The sequence below is a fragment of the Paracidovorax oryzae ATCC 19882 genome (assembly GCF_000687165.1).
Classification (GTDB): Bacteria; Pseudomonadota; Gammaproteobacteria; order Burkholderiales; family Burkholderiaceae_C; genus Paracidovorax; species Paracidovorax oryzae.
The window spans coordinates 108052-127133 of sequence record NZ_JMKU01000006.1 but is presented as its reverse complement, the minus strand read 5'-3'; the positions used below and the strand labels follow the sequence as shown (position 1 = coordinate 127133).

Genomic DNA, 19082 nt, shown 5'->3' with positions numbered 1-19082 from the left:
TGGGTTTGTCTCAGGACTTCTGGCGCGTCAGCACGCGGGCCAGGATGTTGAGGCCGAGCACGGCGAGGGTGATCAGGAACACGCCGGCCCATGCCAGTTCCTGCCAGTTCTCGTAGGGGCTCATCGCGAACTTGAAGATGGTCACCGGCAGGCTGGCCATGGGCTTGGACAGGTCGGCATTCCAGAACTGGTTGTTGAGCGAGGTGAACAGCAGCGGAGCGGTCTCGCCGGCGATGCGGGCCACGGCGAGCAGCACGCCGGTGATGACGCCGGCACGGGCGGCGCGCAGCGTGACCAGGGTGATCACCTTCCACTTGGGCGTGCCCAGGGCATAGGCGGCCTCCCGCAGGCTGGCGGGCACCAGCATCAGCATGTTCTCGGTCGTGCGGATCACCACCGGGATGACGATGAGCGCCAGGGCCAGGATGCCGGCATAGGCGGAGAAGCTCTTGAAGCGGGCGACCACCACGGCATACACGAACAGGCCGATCACGATGCTGGGAGCCGACAGCAGGATGTCGTTCACGAAGCGGGTGCACGACGCGAGCCAGCTGCGCTGGTCGTATTCGGCGAGGTACACGCCGGCCATGATGCCGATGGGCGTGCCCACGAACGTGGCCAGCAGCACCATCACGAACGAGCCGAAGATGGCGTTGGAGATGCCGCCAACCTCGTTGGGCGGCGGCGTCATCTGCGTGAACAGCGTGGCGCTGAGCCCGCCCACGCCCAGGCGGACGGTTTCCCAGAGGATCCAGATCAGCCAGAACACGCCGAACGCCATGGCCGCGAGCGACAGGGCCAGGGCGATGGTGTTCACGCGCTTGCGGCGGGCATAGCGCGCCTGGCGGTTGCTGGCCAGCTCGGCCGCGGAAATGAGTTGCTGCGAGGTGCTCACGAGCGGGCTCCTTCGTTCTTCTGCAGGCGCGACAGCAGGATCTTGGACATCGACAACACCACGAAGGTGATGAAGAACAGCACCAGGCCCAGGTAGATCAGCGACGCCTGGTGCAGGCCCTCGCCGGCTTCCGCGAATTCATTGGCCAGCGCAGAGGTGATGCTGTTGGCGGCCTGGAAGACCGACAGCGAATCGAGCTGGTTCATGTTGCCGATCACGAAGGTGACGGCCATGGTCTCACCCAGGGCGCGGCCCAGGCCCAGCATGACGCCGCCCAGCACGCCGGTCTTGGTATAGGGAAGGACGACCTTCCACACCACTTCCCAGGTCGTCGAACCCAGGCCGTAGGCGGATTCCTTGAGCAGCGCGGGGGTGACTTCGAACACGTCGCGCATCACCGAGGCGATGAACGGGATGATCATGATGGCCAGGATGATCCCGGCCGAAAGAATGCCGATGCCCACGGGCGGGCCGGACACGAGGGCTCCCAGGTAGGGGACGCCCGACAGCAGCGACTGCAGGGGCTGCTGCACCCAGGTGGCCAGTATGGGGCCGAACACCATCAGCCCCCACATGCCATAGACGATGGAGGGCACGGCGGCCAGCAGTTCGATGGCGGTTCCCAGCGGGCGCTTGAGCCAGGCGGGGGACAGTTCGGTGAGGAAGAGCGCGATGCCGAAGCTCACGGGCACGGCGATGAGCAGCGCGATGATCGACGTGGCCAGCGTGCCGTAGATCATGACCAGGCCACCGTAGTCGTTCTGCACCGGGTCCCAGACGCTGCGGCCGAGGAAGCTCACGCCGTATTTGTGGATGGACGGCCACGCGCCGATCACGAGCGAGACCAGGATGCCGATCAGCAGCGCCAGGGTCAGCATGGCAGCGCCCCGGGCGAGCCACGCGAAAATGCGGTCCGCCACCGCTCCGGAGAGCAGTGGCGCGCGGGACGGTGGAGTGGTTCGGGGAGCGCTGGCGCTGCGCTGCAGCGGCGTCGCGGGAGGTGCGGACATGGTGCTGGACACGGAGGGTGGCCTTTTCAGGTTTGCGGCCGCCCCGCCTGCGCGGCAGGGGCGGCCCGGGGACTTACTTCAGCGGGATGGCCTTGCCGGAAGCGTCCTTGATCTCATCCCAGGACTTGAGCACGACGGCCTTCACGCTGTCGGGCATGGGCACGTAGTCGAGATCGGCGGCGGTCTTGTCGCCGTTCTTGTAGGCCCAGTCGAAGAACTTCAGCGACGTGGCGGCCTGGGCGGGCTTGTCCTGGACCTTCTGCATCAGGATGAAGGTGGCGCCGGTGATGGGCCACGATTCCTTGCCCTTCTGGTTCGTCAGGATCTGGTAGAAGCTCTTGGACCAGTCGGCGCCGGCCGCAGCGGCCTTGAAGGCGGAATCGTCGGGCGAGACGAAGGCGCCGTCGGCGTTCTGCAGTTGCACGTAGGTCAGCTTGTTCTGCTTGACGTAGGCGTACTCGACGTAGCCGATGGAGTTCGGCAGGCGGCCGACGAAGGCAGCGACGCCTTCGTTGCCCTTGCCGCCCGCGCCCGTGGGCCAGTTCACGGCCGTGCCTTCGCCCACCTTGGTCTTCCACTCCTCGTTCACCTTCGACAGGTAGTTCGTGAAGATGAAGCTGGTGCCGGAGCCGTCGGCGCGGCGCACCGGGGCAATCTGCGCGTCCGGCAGGTTCACGCCGGGGTTGAGGGACTTGATGGCCGGGTCGGACCAGCTGGTCACCTTGCCCAGGTAGATGTCGCCGAGGACCTGGCCGCTCAGCTTGATCTGGCCGGGGGCGATGCCCTTGATGTTGACCACCGGCACGACGCCGCCGATGACCGTGGGGAACTGCACCAGGCCCTTCTTGGCCAGGTCTTCGTCCTTCAGGGGGGCATCGGATGCGCCGAAGTCCACCGTCTTGGCCTCGATCTGGCGCAGGCCGGCGCCGGAGCCCACGGACTGGTAGTTGATCTTGACACCGGTTGCCTTGTTGTAATCGGCCGCCCACTTGGAGTACAGCGGAGCGGGGAAACTGGCGCCGGCGCCCGTGGCCTCCTGCTGGGCCCACGCGGCGGAGAACGCACCCGCCGAGACGACACCCGACACCAGAATCCGAATCACAGACAGTTTCATGAGGGAACCTCTTGGTTGAAAAGAATCAGTGGTGCGGACTGTAGGAGCGCTTTATGACAGGACTGTGACGCGCCGTCCAGCCTGTCATGGATGGCTTCTCCAGGGAAACCGGCCACTTTCGCGACCCCGAAAGTCATGCGAATGTCATGATTCCGCCTTACTCTGGACATCCGCGACAAGGCTGCATGCCGATGGCGGCCGCCCGGACCGCCCGCCCATGCAGCACCCACCGATCACGCGCGGGCAAGCCTTGCCCGCGGGTGCGCGCCCGCTTTTGCCTGGGCGTGGAAAAAAGGGAGTGCTATGCTGCGCCGCCAGAAAAACCAGCGCGCAAGGCGCGACAACATGCACGACGGAACATTGCTTGCCGCGGTGGATCTCGGATCCAACAGCTTTCGCCTCGAAATCGGACGCTTCGAGCACGGGCTGATACGCAGGATCGAATACCTGAAGGAAACCGTTCGCCAGGGCAACGGCCTGGACGAGGAACGCAACCTCACGCCCGACGCCATGCAGCGCGGCTGGGACTGCCTTGCGCGGTTCGCCGAACGCCTCAAGGGCTTTCCGGCCGAAAGGGTGCGCGCCGTCGCCACCCAGACGCTGCGCGAGGCGCGCAACCGCGACGCCTTCCTGCAGCGCGGCAGCGCCCTGCTGGGCCACCCGATCGACGTGATCTCCGGCCCCGAGGAGGCCCGCCTGATCTACCAGGGCGTGGCCCATCTGCTGCCGCAGTCGGACGAGCGCCGGCTCGTGGTGGACATCGGCGGCCGCTCCACCGAGCTGATCCTGGGCCATGGCTTCTCGGCCGATACCGTGGCGTCGTTCCGCGTCGGCAGCGTGGCCTGGTCCACCCGCTACTTCCCTGACGGTGCCTTCACCGCGGAATCCTTCCGCACCGCGGAGATCGCGGCCAAGGCCGTGCTGGACGAGGCGCTCAACACCTACCGGCCCCAGGCCTGGGACGTGGCCTACGGCTCCTCCGGCACCGCCGGCGCGATCGGTGACATCCTGGCCGTTCTGGGCGGCCCGCCCGGCCTGATCACGCGCGCCGGGCTGGACTGGCTGCAGGAGCAGCTGCTGCGCGCCCGCACGGTGGACAAGGTGCGGCTGGAAGGCTTGAAGGAAGACCGCCGGCCGGTGATCGGCGGCGGCCTGAGCGTGCTGCGCGCCGTGTTCGACCTGCTGGACATCCGCGAGATGCAGGTGGCCCAGGGTGCATTGCGACAGGGCGCCCTGTACGACCTGCTGGACCGCGAGCAGCATGCCGACGACCTGCGCTCCTCCACGGTGATCGGACTGATGGAGCGGTTCCGCGTGGACGTGCGGCATGCCGGGCGCGTGGCCCGCACGGCCGCCCTGCTCCACCAGCAGGCCTGCCCCGGCGGCGCGGAGCAAAGCCACAGGGAGCTCGTCTGGGCCGCGCAGCTGCACGAAATCGGCTGCATCGTCTCCCATGGCGACCACCACCACCATGGTGCCTACCTCCTGGACCACACCGACGCGGCGGGCTTTTCCGTGCCGGAGCTGCGCCACCTCGCCCGGCTCGTGCAGGGCCACCGGGGCAAGGTGCGCAAGCTCGAGGCCGACATCGACGACCCGCGGCTGGCCCACCAGCTGGCCTGCCTGCGCATGGCCGTCGCCCTGTGCCATGCCCGCCGCGATCCGGACCTGGAAGGCGTGGCCCTGGTACGGGACGGCCAGCGCTTCATCGCGTCCGCCCGCCCCGGCTGGGCCGCGGCCTATCCGCAATCGGCCCACCTGCTGCGCGAGGAAGGCACTGCGTGGCAGCGAACCGCCTGGGAATTCGTGGCCGATCTGCCCTGATGGCCCGGCGGCGCAAAGCCGCAAAAACATGCAGGCTCATCCATAACGGTATAAACTGTTTATATCGTTTCACTCTGGATGGCCTGCCATGTCCGACATCACCTCTTCCGCCCCCGTCCCTGCCGCCGCCGAAGTGGCCTCCACGCCGGCAGCCGCACCGGCATCCGCCGCGAAGCCGGCCAAGTCCGTCAAGACCGACAAGGCCGCCAAGGCCCCCCGTGCGGCAGGAAAGCGCAGCAGCGTGCCCGCGGCAGCAAAGAGCAAGCCCGCCGCCAAGCAGGCACCCGCCGTGCGCGAGGCCAAGGCGAAGAAGCCCAAGCTGGTGCGCGACAGCTTCACGATCCCGAAGGAAGAGTACGCCGCGATCGAAGGGCTGAAGCAGCGTCTGGCCCTGCAGGGCACGCCCGCGAAGAAGAGCGAACTGCTGCGTGCGGGCCTCGTGCTGCTGGCCAGCCTGTCGGATGCCGCGCTGGCCAAGGCCATGCAGGCCATTCCGTCCATCAAGACGGGCCGCCCGAAGTCCGAGCCGGCCGAAACCGCAGCCACCGCAAAGCCTGCCAAGGCCCCCAAGGCGCGCGCCGCCGGCAAGGCCTGATGCCCTAGAGGAAATCCGGCGCCTGCACGGCCATGAGGATGGTTTCCGCCACCTCGGCGCGATCGCGCCGGCGCAGCCACCACACCGCGCCCTTGCGGATGGTGCAATCCGGCGAACGCAGGCCGAGCAGTTCGGCAGCGGCCTGACCCAGCATGGGCTGGTGCCCCACGACCAGCACCGCTCCGCGCGCGTGCGGCCACTGCACCAGCTCCAGCAGGTCCGCCGCTGTGCCTCCGGGCAACAGTTCCGCGCGCAGCTTGTATTTGCGCCCCAGCGCCTTGGCCGTGGCCTCGGTCCGCGCGGCCGGGCTCGCCAGCACGCGCAGGCCGTCCGGCAGTTGGCGGTCCAGCCAGGCCGCCATGCGCGCGGCCTGCTTCTCGCCCCGGGGTGTCAATGGCCGCTGCAGGTCCTCATCGCCCTCGCGAGGCTCCTCCGCCTCGGCGTGCCGCCACAGGATCAGATCCATCATGCCCTGGCCGCCGAAGGCACAGTGCCGGGCGGGCCGTAGCGCAGCATCAGTGCCTGCTGGGCACCGTTGCCCGACACCGGGTGCGGTGCCCGCGCATAGGAGCCATCGGCCTGCAGCGTCCAGGCATCCTTGTCGTCGTGCAGGTAGGCGACCAGGCACTCGTCGATGATCCGCTGGCGCAGTTCGGGATCGTCCACCGGCCAGGCGAGCTCCACGCGGCGCAGCATGTTCCGGTTCATCCAGTCGGCGCTGGACAGCAGCAGCTGCTCCTGGCCGCCCGCGCGGAAATAGAACACCCGCGTGTGCTCCAGGAACCGCCCGATGATGGAGCGGACGCGGATGTTGTCGGTCACGCCCTCGCGCTGCGCCGGCAGCATGCAGGCACCGCGCACGATCAGGTCGATGCGCGCGCCTTTCTGCCCGGCGGCGACGAGCGCGTTCATGAGCGCCTCGTCGGTCAGGGCATTCATCTTCGCCACGATGCGCGCGTCTTCACCGCGCGCGGCGGCATCGCCCACGGCCGCGATCATTTCCTGCAATTGCCGGTGCAGGTGGAAAGGCGCCATCACCAGGCGCTTGAGCCGGGGCAGCTTGTTCTGGCTGGCCAGGTGGTTGAACACGGCATCCATGTCGGCCGTCGTGTCCGCATCGGCCGTGAAATAGCTCAGGTCGGTGTAGAGCCGTGCCGTGCGGGGGTTGTAGTTGCCCGTGGAGAGATGCCCGTAGCGGCGCAGCTGCTTGCCCTCGCGGCGGGTCACCAGCAGCATCTTGCCGTGCGTCTTGAGGCCCACCACCCCGTAGACCACCTGCGCGCCGATGGACTCCAGCGCCTCCGCCCAGTTGATGTTCGCCTCTTCGTCGAAGCGGGCTTTCAACTCGACGACGGCCATCACTTCCTTGCCGCGGCGCACGGCTTCGCGCAGCAGCTCCATCATCTCGGAATCCGCGCCCGTGCGGTAGATCGTCTGCTTGATGGCCAGCACCTGCGGATCGTTCACGGCCTCGCGCAGGAACTGCAGCACCGAGTCGAAACTCTCGAACGGCTGGTGCACCAGGATGTCGCGGCGCCGGATCTGCTCCATGAGCGGCGCACCCGCCTGCACCTGCCGGGGCCAGGCCGCGCGCCAGGGCGGAAACAGCAGCGCGGGCTCGTTGACCAGGTCCACCAGCTGCGTGAGCCGCACCAGGTTCACGGGACCATGCACGCGGAACAGCGCCGCATCGGGCAGTGCGAACTGCGACTGCAGGAAATCGGAGAGAAAACGCGAGCAGCTGGCCGACACCTCCAGGCGCACCGCCTGGCCGTAATGGCGGTGCTGCAGGCCCTGGCGCAACGCGGTGCGCAGGTTGCGCACGTCGTCCTCGTCCACGGCGAGGTCGGAATGGCGCGTCACGCGGAACTGGGAGAATTCCGTCACCTCGCGCCCGGGGAACAGTTCGCTCAGATGTGCCCGCACAATGCTGGACAGACTGACGCACTGCGCCCCCTGCGGCGCCACCTTCACGGGCAGCCGCACCAGCCGCGGCAGCACGCGCGGCACCTTGACGATGGCGATCTCGTTCTCGCGCCCGAAAGCGTCATTGCCCTTGAGCCGCACGATGAAGTTCAGCGACTTGTTCGCCACCTGCGGGAAGGGGTGGGCCGGATCCAGCCCCACCGGCACCAGCAGCGGGCGCACCTCGCGCTCGAAATAGTCGCGCACCCAGCGGCGCTGCTCGGGCGAGCGCTCGCCATGGGAGACGATATGGATGCCCTGCTCCGCGAAGGCCGGCATCAGCGACTCGTTGTAGAGCGCGTACTGGCGGGCCACGAGGTCGTGCGCCTTGGTGGACAGCGCCTCGAAGGACGCCACCGTGTAGGGTCCCTTGGTCTCCCCGCTCTGCGCCGCCGTGATGTGCGGCGCGGCGCGCACCTCGAAGAACTCGTCGAGGTTGGACGACACGATGCACAGGTAGCGCAGCCGCTCCATCAGGGGCACGTCGATGCGCGTCGCCCAGTCGAATACCCGCTCGTTGAATGCCAGGATGCTGTGGTCGCGATTGAGGAACGCGATGCCGGACGCATCGGGCAGGGGCTCGGGAGCCGCCAGGAGGTCCTGCGCGCCTGCGAAGGATGCCGGTTCTGGAGGGAGCGTGGTCGAAGAGTGCATGGAAGACAAATTGTCAGTACCGGAATCAGTTTTAGTATTAGTCTCGACCATGACATTTTCATGACATGTCATCAACGCTGTCACGAACAGATTTGCAACGATCATCCAGCGCCGGGACAGCGGTCAGCCGAGGAAGTGCTTGCGATAGCGGGGAGGCAGGTCCTCGATGCGCATCAGCATCGGCAGGTCGGCGGTGTTGAAATCCGGATCCCAGGCGGGCGCGCCGAGCACCCGGGTGCCCAGGCGCAGGTAGCCCTTGATCAGCGCCGGTGGCTCCACCGGCAGAGATCCGTCGAGCTGGTCCACCGGAAGCGGCAGGCGGGGCTGCACCTCGTATTCGGGGGGCGCCATGTAGCCGGCCTTGAGCTGGTTCCAGATGCTGGCCGCGGCGTTGCCGCTGAGCACGCCGTTGTGCAGCATGGGGATGCTCGCGCAGCCGATCATCATGTCCAGCCGGTTGCGCACCATGAAGTCCGCCAGCGCGCCCCACAGGGTCATGATGACGCCGCCATGGCGGTAGTCGGGGTGCACGCAGCTGCGGCCCAGTTCCACCATGCGCCCGCGCAGGTGGGCGAGGCGCGACAGGTCGAACTCGGTGTCGCTGTACAGGCCGCCAGCACGCTGCGCCTGGGCGGGCGTGAGCACGCGGTAGGTGCCGATCACGGCCCGCGTCTCCACGTCGCGCACCAGCAGGTGCTCGCAGTAGGCGTCGAATGCATCCACGTCATGGCCGGGAACGGACGTGCTCAGGCGCGCGCCCATCTCCCCGGCGAACACGAGGTATCTCAGGCGCTGGGCTTCCCGGACTTCGGCAGCGTCGCGCGCCCAGGAAGCCTCGATGGGCGCCACTGCGCCTTTGCCTTGCCGTGGCGCTGGAACCTCCCCAGGACCCGGTCGATGAAGCGACCTCCGGAAAGGCATGTCTGGGGACAGAGACAGGGTGGGGACAGGAAGGTCGCTCACGAATTACTCCCGGTGAACCGTTGAACCATCGCAGCCCTGCCCGGCAAGGCCGCGCTGGACAATGTCGCAGCGGCGCATGACATGTCGGTGTCGCGGCGATGGCGCGTTCATGACAAACGCCCATCGCTGCCGGCCCCGCCCCACGTGCCCAGGTGATCCCGCGCACGGCACAACCCCTTGCTCTACTGGATTGCCCTGCCCGCCCGGCAGTGGCCCGCTGCTACACTTTGTAGCCTCTGCCTGCCGCCCGAGGCCGGCGTCCCCTCGTCATGCCCTTCACCAAAGTCCGGTCCCTGCCTGTCCTGGGAACATCTGACGGCCCTGCCGTGGAACGACTCCTGCGCGAGCAGCAGACGCTACTGGACAGTGCCGGCGTAGGCATCGTGTTCATACGGCAGCGGCAGGTGGTGCGCTGCAACCCCCGCTACGCGGAAATATTCGGCTACGCCTCCACCCGCGAGGCGATCGGGCTGAGCAGCCAGAGCCTCTACCCCAGTTCCGCGGCCTTCCGCGCCCTCGGCCGGGCGGCCTATCCCACCCTGTCCCTCGGGCTGCCGTACCGCTGCGAATGCCAGATGCGGCGCAAGAACGGCCGCCTGTTCTGGGCCAGCCTCACGGGCCGCCTCATCAACCCGCTGGACACGTCCGAAGGATCGATCTGGATCGTCGATGACATCGACGAGCAGCGCCACGCGCAGATCCGCCTGCACGCGGCCATCCGGGAGAAGCAGGCACTGTTCGACCATGCGATGGTGGGCATCGCGTTCGTTCGCAACAACCGCCTCACCCGCTGCAACCGGCATTTCGAGCAGATGCTGGGCTATATGCCGGGCGAGTTGTCCGAGGGCTCGGCCCGCCAGCAGCATTTCAGCGATGCCGACTGGGAGGCCATGGAACGCCACGGCCACGGCGAGCCGAACCGCGCGATTGCAGGCTTCACCGGGGAGATGGAGCTGCTCGCCAAGGATGGCAGCACGGTCACCTGCGAGGTGCGCAGCCAGCCGCTGGATCCGCTCCTGCCCGAGCAGGGCTGCATCTGCATCGCCATGGACGTGACCGCGCAGCGCAAGACGCAGGCGGAACTCGCGCGCATGCATGCCGAACTGGAGCACCAGGTGCAGGAGCGCACGCGCCAGCTCAGCGAAACCGTCGAAAGCCTGCACCGGGAGATCAACGACCGCAAGCACGACCAGGAGCGCATCTACTGGCTGGCGCACTACGACCCGCTCACGGGCCTGCCCAACCGCACTCTGCTGGCCGAGCGCGCCCAGCATGCGATCCGGGTCGCGCAGGAGAACGGCACGCCGCTGGCGGTCGTCTTCCTGGACCTGGACCACTTCAAGCACGTGAACGATTCGCTGGGCCACCGCGTCGGCGACGCGCTGCTGGTGGAAATCGCCAAGCGCCTGCGCGCCGTGGTGCGTGACCGCGACACGGTCTCCCGCCTGGGCGGCGACGAATTCATCCTGCTGCTGCCAGGCGCCAACGCCCATGGCGCGGCGCGCGTGGCCACCAAGCTGCAGGAGGCCTCGCGCCAGCCCTACCAGATCGGCCACCACGAACTCACCATGGCGCCCTCGATGGGCATCGCCCTCTTCCCCGACGACGGCAGCGACTTCGACACGCTGACGCAATCCGCGGACGTGGCCATGTACCGCGCCAAGCTCGACGGCCGCAACACCTACCGCTTCTTCACGCCGGAGATGCAGGCGCAGTCCGTGCGCGCCCTGCTGCTGGAAAACGCGCTGCGCCGGGCCCTGGAGCGCGACCAGCTCCGCCTGCACTACCAGCCCCAGATCACGATCGCCAGCGGCGAGATCCGCAGCGTCGAGGCGCTGCTGCGCTGGGACCACCCCGAACTCGGGCCCGTGTCCCCGGCCGAGTTCATCCCGATCGCCGAGGACAGCGGCCAGATCCTGCAGATCGGCGAATGGGTGATGCGCACGGCCCTGGCCCAGTTGCAGGCATGGCACGCCATGGGCCTGGAATGGCTGTCCATGGCCGTCAACCTGTCGGCCCTGCAGTTCAGGCAGCCCCTGCTGCCCGAACTGGTCAGCCGCATCCTGGACGAAACCCGCCTGCATCCCCAGCGCCTGGAGCTGGAGCTGACCGAAGGTGTCGCCGTGGACGACCCGCGGTCTGCCATCGCCACCATGGACCAGCTCCACGCCCGGGGCGTGCGCATGTCGATGGACGACTTCGGCACCGGCTACTCGTCCCTGAGCCAGCTCAAGCGCTTCCAGATCTACAAGCTGAAGATCGACCAGTCCTTCGTGCGGGACCTGGGCGTGGACAGCAATGACCGCGCCATCGTGAGCGCCATCATCCGCATGGCCCAGGCCCTGGGCATGCGGACCACCGCCGAGGGCGTGGAAACGGCCGAACAGCTGGAGTACCTGCGGCAGCAGGGCTGCGACGAGGCCCAGGGCTACTATTTCAGCCGGCCGCAGACCGCGGAGGCCATCACGCCGCTGCTGCGGCAGCGCAAGATCCAGCCTGCAGGCTGAGCCGCAGGCTCGGCGGCACCGCCCTGGCCCCGCCCCATTCCGACTGCGCCGGACGGAGCCTTTTCAGCCTGCCCTGGCCGCGTCGGCCAGCTGGTGGGCGAAATGGCTGGCGCGGTCCGCGTCGGAAGTCTCGACCATGACGCGCAGCAGCGGCTCGGTTCCGCTCGCCCGCACCAGCACGCGGCCCTGGGTTCCCAGTTCGGCCTCCACCGATTTCAGGGCGTCCTGCAGCACGGTGTTGGCCTTCCAGTCCTGGCCGGGAGGCAGCCGGACGTTGACCAGCACCTGCGGGAACAGGCGCACGTGCTCCAGCGTGCGCGCCAGGCTGCGGCCGCCGCGCACGCAGGCCTGCAGCACCTGCAGCGCGCTGATCAGGCCGTCACCCGTCGTATGCCGGTCCAGCGCCAGCAGGTGGCCGGAGCTCTCGCCGCCCAGCAGCCAGCGGCGCCGGGCCAGTTCCTCCAGCACATGGCGGTCGCCCACCTTGGCACGGACCAACTCCACGCCGTCGGCCTGGAGCGCGAGTTCCACGGCCATGTTGGTCATCAGGGTGCCAACCACGCCAGGCACACTTTCCCCGCGCGACAGGCGGTCCGCCGCCAGCAGGTAGAGCAGTTCGTCGCCGTTGTAGAGCCGGCCTGCGGCATCCACCATCTGCAGGCGGTCCGCATCGCCGTCCAGCGCCACGCCATAGTCGGCACGGTTGGCGCGCACCGCGCGCACCAGTGCGTCGGGATGGGTGGCGCCCACCTGGTGGTTGATGTTGAGCCCATCGGGCGAGCAGCCGATGGCCAGCACCTCGGCCCCCAGTTCGTGGAACACCTTGGGCGCGATGTGGTAGGCCGCACCGTGCGCTGCATCCACCACGATCTTCGTGCCCTTGAGGGTGAGATCCTGGGAAAAGGTGCTCTTGCAGAACTCGATGTAGCGGCCGGCCGCATCCTCCAGGCGCCGGGCCTTGCCCAGGGAGGCCGAGTCCGCCCAGGCCGGGGCCTCGTCGAGGGCGGCCTCGACCGCCAGTTCCCATTCGTCGGGCAGCTTCGTGCCCTGGGCGCTGAAGAACTTGATGCCGTTGTCGGGATAGGCGTTGTGGCTGGCGCTGATCACCACGCCCAGGCTGGCCCGCTGAGCGCGCGTGAGGTAGGCGACGCCCGGGGTGGGCAGCGGCCCCAGCAGCACTACGTCCACCCCGGCCGAATTGAAGCCGGATTCCAGCGCGCTCTCGAGCATGTAGCCGGAAATGCGCGTGTCCTTGCCGATCAGCACCGTCGGCCTCTCCTCCGTGCGCCGCAGCACCCGGCCCACCGCGTGCGCCAGTCGCAGGACGAAATCCGGCGTGATGGGGGCCTGCCCCACGGTTCCACGGATGCCGTCCGTTCCGAAATATTTGCGAGCCATGGTCATGTTCCTGATGGTTTTTCCCGGGCCGCCGGGCGCTTCGCGCAAGCGGCCAGGGCTACGACTTGCCTCGCGCAGTGCCTGCGCCGGTATCTTCCGATGGTATCCGGGCCGCGCACCAGATCCTGAGCGCCACGGACGTTTCCGCGACATCGTGCACGCGCACGATGCGGGCGCCCCGCTCCACCGACAACAGCGCCGCCGCGACGCTGGGCACGAGCCGGTCCTGCACCGGCAGGCCAGTCACCGCGCCCAGCGACGACTTGCGCGACCACCCTGCCAGCCAGGCATGGCCGTCCGCGGCCAGTTGCGCCTGCTGCGCCAGCAGCGCGAAATTCTGCTCCACCGTCTTGCCGAACCCGATGCCGGGATCCAGCACGAGGCGGTCCCTGGCCACACCCTGGCCGTGCAGGGCATCGGCCTGCCGGCCGAGGAAGGACCTTACCTGCGCCACCACGTCGCCCTCCATGGGCGCCACCTGCATGGTCTGCGGCTCTCCGTGCATGTGCATCAGGCAGACGCCGCATGCGCCGTGGCGCACCACCGCCTCCACCGCGCCCGGCTGCCGCAGGGCCCAGATGTCGTTGACGATGTCCGCGCCCAGGTCCAGCACCGCCTGCATCACGGCAGGCTTGTAGGTGTCCACCGAGATGGGCACGCCCCAGGCCACGGCCTCCTTCACCACCGGCACCACGCGGGCCAGCTCCTCCTCCAGGGGCACCGCCGGGCTGCCGGGGCGGGTCGATTCCCCCCCGATGTCCAGGATGTCCGCGCCGTCCTGCAGCATGGCCTCGCCGCGGCGCAGGGCATCCCGCAGCGAGGCATGTCGCCCGCCGTCGGAAAACGAGTCCGGCGTCACATTCAGGATGCCCATGACCTGTGGGCGCGAGAGGTCGATGCGGAAACGGGTTGTCTGCCAGTGCATGGAAGCTAGGTCGCCGACGTGACGGAGTTCGTGAAAGCAAAAAGCGAGGCTGCAAACGCAAAAACGGGGCCGAGGCCCCGTTTCCGTGCACTGCCCCGCGGCAGTGCTGTAGCGCCTTATGCCACGGTGGGCGAAGGATCGCTGGACACCGGCGCGGGCGTTCCGCCGCCGGAGGAGTTGTCACCGCCGCCGGACGAAGGCGTGCGGGGCGTCCAGTCCTTGGGAGGACGGGGCGGCTTGCCCGCCATGATGTCGTCCAGCTGCTCGGTGTCGATGGTTTCCCATTCCAGCAGCGCGTTCGCCATGGCGTGCATCTTGTCCTGGTTGTCCTCGATGAGCTTGCGCGCCAGGGTGTACTGCTCGTCGATGATGCGGCGGACTTCGCCGTCCACCTTCTCCATCGTCTGCTCGCTCATGTTGTTCGTCTTGGTGACGGAACGGCCGAGGAAGACTTCGCCCTCGTTCTCGGCATAGACCATGGGGCCCAGCGCCTCGGTCATGCCATAGCGCGTCACCATGTCGCGGGCGATCGAGGTCGCGCGCTCGAAATCGTTGCTGGCGCCGGTCGTCATCTGGTTCATGAAGACCTCTTCCGCGATCCGCCCGCCGAACAGCATGCTGATCTGGTTGAGCATGTACTCGCGGTCGTAGCTGTAGCGGTCCTTCTCGGGCAGGCTCATCGTCACGCCCAGCGCGCGGCCGCGCGGGATGATGGTGACCTTGTGGACCGGGTCGCACTTGGGCAGCAGCTTGCCGATGAGGGCGTGGCCGGCCTCGTGGTAGGCCGTATTGCGGCGCTCCTCCTCGGGCATGACCATGCTCTTGCGCTCGGGGCCCATGATGATCTTGTCCTTGGCCTTCTCGAAGTCCTGCATCTCCACCGTGCGCGCATTGCGGCGGGCTGCCATCAGCGCGGCTTCGTTGCAGAGGTTGGCGAGGTCGGCGCCGGACATGCCCGGCGTGCCGCGGGCGATCACGCCGGCGTTCACGTCCTGGCCCACGGGCACCTTGCGCATGTGGACGTTCAGGATCTGCTCGCGGCCGCGGATGTCCGGCAGCGTGACGTACACCTGGCGGTCGAAGCGGCCGGGACGCAGCAGAGCGGCGTCCAGGATGTCCGGGCGGTTCGTCGCGGCGACCACGATGACGCCCAGGTTGGTCTCGAAGCCGTCCATCTCGACCAGCATCTGGTTGAGGGTCTGCTCGCGCTCGTCGTTGCCGCCACCCAGGCCGGCACCACGCTGGCGGCCCACGGCGTCGATTTCATCGATGAAGATAATGCAGGGGGCGTTCTTCTTGGCGTTCTCGAACATGTCGCGCACGCGGGCCGCGCCCACGCCGACGAACATCTCGACGAAGTCGGAGCCGGAGATGCTGAAGAACGGCACCTTGGCCTCGCCGGCGATGGACTTGGCCAGCAGCGTCTTGCCGGTGCCGGGAGGGCCGACCAGCAGCAGGCCGCGCGGGATCCGGCCGCCCAGCTTCTGGAACTTCTGCGGATCCTTCAGGAAATCGACGACTTCCTTGACCTCTTCCTTGGCCTCGTCGCAGCCGGCCACGTCGGCGAAGGTGACGGTGTTGTTGTTCTCGTCGAGCATGCGCGCCTTGCTCTTGCCGAAGCTGAAGGCACCGCCCTTGCCGCCGCCCTGCATCTGTCGCATGAAGTACACCCACACGCCGATCAGCAGCAGCATGGGGCCCCAGCTGACCAGGAGGGTCATGAGCAGGGAACCTTCCTCGCGGGGCTTGACGTCGAACTTGACGTTGTTGTTGATGAGGTCCCCGACCAGGCCACGGTCGAGATAGGTGGCCGTGGTGCGGACCTTGCGGTCGTCATTGGTGGTGGCGACGATCTCGGTGCCGCCCTGCCCTTCCTGGATGGTGGCGTTCTTGATGCGGCCGCCACGCACTTCATCGAGGAATTCCGAATACCCGATGTTGCCGGCACTGGCGCCCGCACGGGTGTCGAATTGCTTGAACACCGTGAAAAGCACCATGGCGATCACGAGCCACACGGCAATTTTCGAAAACCATTGATTGTTCAAAGCGGGGCTCCAGAATCGAGGGGGAGAACAATGGCCGGATCAGACGCTCACCGGGGGCATGTTCCAGCGCATTTAGGGCGCATTTTAGGCCTTTCAAGGCGGGCGCCCCCTTGCCTTTACCCCAACCGCGGCTATGGTCACCATAGCTCCGGCATCCGGATGACCCTCCCGCGGCATGGCCGCCTGCACGGAGTCGGGAAAAATTCCCGCCGGGTTATTTGCGCAAACCCATTCCGACGAGAAAGGTTTCGGACGACTTGTCGCGGGATGCCTTGGGCTTCATCGGTTTCACGGTGCGGAAGTTTTCCTTGAAAAGCTGCACCAGCTGGGCATAGCCGCTGCCATGGAAGAGTTTCACCACCAGCGCACCGTCCGGCTTGAGGTGCTGCTGCGCGAAATCCACCGCCAGCTCGATCAGGTGGGCGATGCGCACGGCATCGACGGACTCCACCCCCGACAGGTTGGGCGCCATGTCCGACACCACCACGTCCACCGGCCGGCCCTGCACCGTCTCCTGCAGCCGCGCGAGCACGTCTTCCTCGCGGAAGTCGCCCTGCAGGAAGGTGACGCCCTCGATCGGCTCCATGGGCAGGATGTCGAGGGCGATCAGCGTGCCGTTGAGCTGGCCGGTGGCGGCGCCGGCAGGCGCCATGCGCCGGCGCAGGTACTGGCTCCAGGCGCCGGGCGCGGAGCCGAGATCGACCACCACCTGCCCGGGGCGAATGAGGCCGAGGGTTTCGTCGATCTCCTTGAGCTTGTAGGCGGCGCGTGCGCGGTAGCCCTCTTTCTGGGCGAGCTTGACGTAGGTGTCGTTGACATGGTCGTGGAGCCACGCCTTGTTCACCTTCTTGCTTTTTGTGTTGGCTTTCATCCTGCCTCGATAATACGGCCCATGCCCCAAATCCAATTGACCCCCGCGGAGCGCCGGGAACACCGCGCCAACGCCCACCACCTGGACCCCGTGGTGATGATCGGCGGCGACGGCCTCACCGCAGCGGTCCAGAAAGAGGTCGATGCCGCGCTGTCGGCCCACGGCCTCATCAAGGTGCGCATTCTCGGCGACGACCGCGCCGCGCGCGACCAGATCTACCAGAAACTGGCCGATGAATTGAATGCAGCGCCGATCCAGCACATCGGCAAGCTCATCGTGCTCTGGCGCCCTCCAGCGCAGAAGGCGAAGACGGTCGATGAGGACCGCATGCCCGGCCCGCGGGACGTGAAGGTCCTCAAATTCAGCAAGCGTGGCGGCCAGCGGCCGGAAGTGAAGCAGCTGCGCGTGCTCGGCAACCAGCGCCTGACGCCCGGCGGCCAGATCAAGCGCGCCAAGAAGCCGAAGCAGACCTCCGTGAAGAAGCGGCAGGCGGATTGATGCAGGGGAACTGACGCGATGGGCACGGACATCGGCGCCACGCAGGCGCAGGCGAACTCGTCCCAGCGCCACATCCTCTGCATGAAATGGGGCACGAAGTACGGACCGGACTATGTGAACCGGCTGTACGCCATGGTGCGCCGGCATCTCACGGGCCCGTTCCGCTTCATCTGCCTGACGGACGATTCCCAGGGCATCCGGCAGGAGGTGGAGTGCTTTCCCATTCCTCCGCTCGAGCTGCCCGCGGGCATCCCGGAGCGCGGCTGGACCAAGCTGGCCACCTTCCACCCGGATCTGTACGGGTTGCGCGGAACGGCGCTGTTCCTCGACGTGGACGTGGTGGTGGTCGGCCCGCTGGACGATTTCTTCACCCAGCCGGGCGAATTCGTCATCATCCACGACTACAAGCGACCCTGGCGGATCACCGGCAATTCGTCCGTCTACCGGTTCGAGATCGGCGCGCACCCGGGCGTGCTGGAGTACTTTCGCGATAACTTCGAGGCGATCCGCGCGCAGTTCCGCAATGAACAGGCCTACCTGTCGGACTTCCTGCACCGCCAGGGCAAGCTCAGCTACTGGCCGGCGGCCTGGTGCCCGAGCTTCAAGTACCACAGCATTCCGCGCTGGCCCGCCAACTACTGGCGGCCGCCGGCGATTCCACCGGGCGCGCGCGTGGTGATCTTCCACGGGGAATGCAATCCGCCGGATGCCCTCGCAGGCCGGCGCAACCGCCGGTTCCGCCATATCGAGCCCACGCCCTGGGTGGCGGAGCACTGGCGGGAATGACGCCACGGCAGGGTGCGTCCGCCGGCCGCCCTGCCCTTTGCGCGAGACCCTGCAAACGCCGGCTGCGGTGGCGGCCCTGGCCGTTCTTCGCTCTATCGCGGCGCGCAAGCGCGCCACAGCACCCGCAATGCGCACAGCCACTGCAGGGCATACATCACCGTTCCCACGCTGTGCCACAGCTTGAGCTGGGTGCGCGCCACGATGCGCGGCGCCACGCCGTACTGCACGAGCAAGGCCAGCAGCAGGCCGCCGATGATCCAGGGCATCGCCTCCTTCGCCCAATCTTCCCGCGGCGCATCGCCCCTGCCCTGCGAGGCCAAGAGCAGGCCCATGCCGCAGGCAGCGGAAACGAAGGTCTGCGCCTCGAACAGCCGGGCCGCCATGTTGCCTGCCATCACCGGCGTCGGCAGGTGCGCGAACAGCATGGGCACGGCGAGGAAGCCGATCGTGGAAAGGCTGCCCCACCACAGGGCGGCCAGCAGGACGTGCAGGCGGTGGCGCATGGTGAGCTCGGCGGCGCGGGAGGTGGTGGTGCTTACTGGTAGCGGACGGCCACGACCTCGTAGCGGCGCAGGCCACCGGGCGCCTGCACTTCTGCCGTATCGCCCTCTTCCTTGCCGATGAGCGCGCGCGCGATCGGGCTGGACACGTTGATCAGTCCCTGCTTGAGGTCGGCCTCGTCCTCGCCCACGATCTGGTAGGTCACCGGGTCTCCGGACTCCTCGTCCTCGAGATCCACCGTGGCGCCGAACACCACCTTGCCGCCCGCGTCCAGTTGCGCGGGATCGATTACCTGCGCAGCGGACAGCTTGCCTTCCACCTCCTGGATGCGGCCCTCGATGAAGCCCTGGCGGTCCTTGGCGGCCTCGTACTCGGCGTTTTCGCTCAGGTCGCCCTGCGCGCGGGCTTCCGCGATGGCGTTGATGACGGCGGGCCGCTCGACGGTCTTCAGGCGGTGCAGCTCTTCCTTGAGCTTTTCGGCGCCGCGCTTGGTGATGGGAATGGTGGCCATTGAATCAGTCTCCACGTTCA

17 protein-coding genes are annotated in these 19082 nt (G+C 67.6%); 5 read left to right on the top strand and 12 right to left on the bottom strand.

The genetic code is table 11. From position 1 onward, the window contains the following. Positions 1–10: 10 nt before the first annotated feature. The 3 genes from pstA to pstS all read right to left on the bottom strand — a co-directional run bounded on the left by pstA (position 11) and on the right by pstS (position 3019). Positions 11–895 (bottom strand): phosphate ABC transporter permease PstA, encoded by an 885-nt coding sequence (gene pstA, locus T336_RS0105580; protein WP_035225342.1) that lies wholly within the window; start codon positions 893–895, stop codon positions 11–13. Then, positions 892–1905, bottom strand: a complete 1014-nt coding sequence (pstC, locus tag T336_RS0105575) for a phosphate ABC transporter permease PstC (RefSeq protein ID WP_019701524.1) — start codon at positions 1903–1905, stop codon at positions 892–894. Before pstC ends, pstA begins: the two co-directional genes overlap by 4 nt. Before the next feature lie 73 nt (positions 1906–1978). Then, positions 1979–3019: a phosphate ABC transporter substrate-binding protein PstS gene (gene pstS / locus T336_RS0105570; protein WP_019701525.1), complete on the bottom strand. Its 1041-nt coding sequence runs from the start codon at positions 3017–3019 to the stop codon at positions 1979–1981. A gap of 345 nt (positions 3020–3364) precedes the next feature. Here pstS and T336_RS0105565 point away from each other — a divergent pair, with 345 nt between their 5' ends. Together T336_RS0105565 and T336_RS0105560 are read left to right on the top strand one after the other, a co-directional pair. Next, positions 3365–4843: a Ppx/GppA phosphatase family protein gene (locus T336_RS0105565; RefSeq protein WP_026431787.1), complete on the top strand. Its 1479-nt coding sequence runs from the start codon at positions 3365–3367 to the stop codon at positions 4841–4843. Positions 4844–4931: 88 nt separating this feature from the next. Next, positions 4932–5438 carry a hypothetical protein gene (locus tag T336_RS0105560; RefSeq protein ID WP_026431786.1) on the top strand — a complete coding sequence of 169 codons (507 nt, stop codon included), beginning with the start codon at positions 4932–4934 and terminating at the stop codon, positions 5436–5438. A 4-nt stretch (positions 5439–5442) separates the two neighbouring features. Here the strand turns inward: T336_RS0105560 and T336_RS0105555 are convergent, their stop codons facing one another. The 3 genes from T336_RS0105555 to T336_RS0105545 form a co-directional block, all read right to left on the bottom strand. Beyond that, entirely contained in the window at positions 5443–5907 is a 465-nt protein-coding gene (locus tag T336_RS0105555) for a SixA phosphatase family protein (RefSeq protein WP_019701528.1), read from the bottom strand. Then, positions 5904–8057, bottom strand: coding sequence for a polyphosphate kinase 1 (ppk1, locus tag T336_RS0105550; RefSeq protein WP_019701529.1), 2154 nt, complete (start codon positions 8055–8057; stop codon positions 5904–5906). The genes T336_RS0105555 and ppk1 overlap by 4 nt, the downstream gene beginning before the upstream one ends. Positions 8058–8180: 123 nt before the next feature. After that, positions 8181–9020, bottom strand: a complete 840-nt coding sequence (locus T336_RS0105545; protein ID WP_019701530.1) for a GNAT family N-acetyltransferase — start codon at positions 9018–9020, stop codon at positions 8181–8183. 269 nt (positions 9021–9289) lie between these two features. On the opposite strand from T336_RS0105545, the gene T336_RS0105540 reads away from it, so the two are divergent. Next, positions 9290–11527, top strand: coding sequence for a bifunctional diguanylate cyclase/phosphodiesterase (locus T336_RS0105540; protein ID WP_026431785.1), 2238 nt, complete (start codon positions 9290–9292; stop codon positions 11525–11527). A gap of 63 nt (positions 11528–11590) precedes the next feature. Here T336_RS0105540 and glmM read toward each other — a convergent pair whose 3' ends face one another. The 4 genes from glmM to T336_RS0105520 all read right to left on the bottom strand — a co-directional run bounded on the left by glmM (position 11591) and on the right by T336_RS0105520 (position 16766). Next, positions 11591–12925, bottom strand: coding sequence for a phosphoglucosamine mutase (glmM, locus tag T336_RS0105535; protein ID WP_026431784.1), 1335 nt, complete (start codon positions 12923–12925; stop codon positions 11591–11593). A 58-nt stretch (positions 12926–12983) separates the two neighbouring features. Further along, the gene (gene folP / locus T336_RS0105530; RefSeq protein WP_026431783.1) at positions 12984–13850 is read right to left on the bottom strand and encodes a dihydropteroate synthase; all 867 of its coding nucleotides are present in this window, start codon (positions 13848–13850) and stop codon (positions 12984–12986) included. Positions 13851–13966: 116 nt separating this feature from the next. Next, positions 13967–15895: an ATP-dependent zinc metalloprotease FtsH gene (gene ftsH / locus T336_RS0105525; RefSeq protein ID WP_019701534.1), complete on the bottom strand. Its 1929-nt coding sequence runs from the start codon at positions 15893–15895 to the stop codon at positions 13967–13969. A 214-nt stretch (positions 15896–16109) separates the two neighbouring features. Then, positions 16110–16766, bottom strand: coding sequence for an RlmE family RNA methyltransferase (locus T336_RS0105520; protein WP_026431782.1), 657 nt, complete (start codon positions 16764–16766; stop codon positions 16110–16112). A 21-nt stretch (positions 16767–16787) separates the two neighbouring features. Here T336_RS0105520 and T336_RS0105515 point away from each other — a divergent pair, with 21 nt between their 5' ends. After that, the gene (locus T336_RS0105515; RefSeq protein ID WP_026431781.1) at positions 16788–17264 is read left to right on the top strand and encodes a YhbY family RNA-binding protein; all 477 of its coding nucleotides are present in this window, start codon (positions 16788–16790) and stop codon (positions 17262–17264) included. 18 nt (positions 17265–17282) lie between these two features. Continuing rightward, positions 17283–18050, top strand: coding sequence for a hypothetical protein (locus T336_RS0105510; protein ID WP_026431780.1), 768 nt, complete (start codon positions 17283–17285; stop codon positions 18048–18050). Positions 18051–18142: 92 nt separating this feature from the next. On the opposite strand, the gene T336_RS0105505 is transcribed toward T336_RS0105510, so the two are convergent. Beyond that, positions 18143–18553, bottom strand: coding sequence for a DUF4149 domain-containing protein (locus tag T336_RS0105505; RefSeq protein WP_026431779.1), 411 nt, complete (start codon positions 18551–18553; stop codon positions 18143–18145). Between the two features lie 32 nt (positions 18554–18585). Continuing rightward, the gene (gene greA / locus T336_RS0105500) at positions 18586–19062 is read right to left on the bottom strand and encodes a transcription elongation factor GreA (protein ID WP_013595003.1); all 477 of its coding nucleotides are present in this window, start codon (positions 19060–19062) and stop codon (positions 18586–18588) included. Between the last annotated feature and the right edge of the window lie 20 nt (positions 19063–19082).